Raw genomic sequence first — 961 nt, forward strand, 5'->3', positions numbered from 1 at the left:
ATGATCTTGGAAGCCGTGCCTGTTCCGCTCTCCCTGGGCATCAACCTGGCAGACCGTCATGAACCGGACGCCCGGCGACTACGCCGAAGCCCTGGCCCGGACCTTTGCGTGACGGGGCGCGTCATCCAGGATCACAAACGAATTGATGGTCAGTTCGGGCTCACGCAATTCGCCTGCGTCAACCTGCTCCGGAAAGATCCTGTCAAGCATTTCGGTGGCCTCGCACCAGCCTTCCCACCGCACACGCGCGCCGGTAGGGTGCCGGAATTCGATGATGGCAGTCGGAATCTTGAGAAGGGGAATGAGCGTCAGACCGATAGACGCGTCGGTCTCGTGCTCTCCAGCAATGTGGATCGTGAGCCGGCTTACCGCGTCAACGGTTTCCGTGTCCAAGGGAGCTCCTCGTGTTGGTGATTGAGCCTGAGTCAGGTTGCCGCCTGAACTCAAAATCAATAATACACTTTCGACCTGGCGTAGGCACCCGAAACACCGAAGCCTGCAACATCTCTTGCGCCTTCTCTTGCGGCTACTCCTGCGCCTTCTCTTGCAACATCTCTTGCGCGAGCCTCTCAGGCGGGAGTGAGGTATCCGCAGGTCAACCAAGGTCTCCGCGCATGGTCGGGGGTCTGACATCCCCTCAGCTGCCACTTTCCCGCACCGTAGATGAATGAGTAGAGGAATGGGGGCGGGGTGTGGTCGGGCGGCGGCCTCGGGGATCGGGCTGGGCCTCTGTCGGCGGTGGCGCGGCGCCGGTGTCGCCGCGCTGGGTGTCGGGGGCCTGGTGGCCTGTCAGGCGTCTGTGTGGGCGCCTGATGGGGTGTTGGGGTGTGTGGGTGCCCGGAGGGTTCCCACACATTCGGTTGTTGTCTGACGCTCGGTCACTCTCTCTGTGTCCGGGGCGGGTTTGGGCCCGGAGGGCCACAGCGCAAATTGGCCAAAACCGGGTGGGGTAGGGCGCCCC

Annotated in this window: 1 protein-coding gene; it reads right to left on the minus strand. The window is 63.0% G+C overall.

All coding sequences use genetic code 11. The features are described 5' to 3' along the window. Positions 1-78: 78 nt before the first annotated feature. Entirely contained in the window at positions 79-393 is a 315-nt protein-coding gene (locus ABZ656_RS57985) for a hypothetical protein (protein WP_360280838.1), read from the minus strand. Positions 394-961: the final 568 nt, after the last annotated feature.

The sequence above is a fragment of the Streptomyces sp. NPDC007095 genome (assembly GCF_040634475.1).
GTDB lineage: Bacteria > Actinomycetota > Actinomycetes > Streptomycetales > Streptomycetaceae > Streptomyces.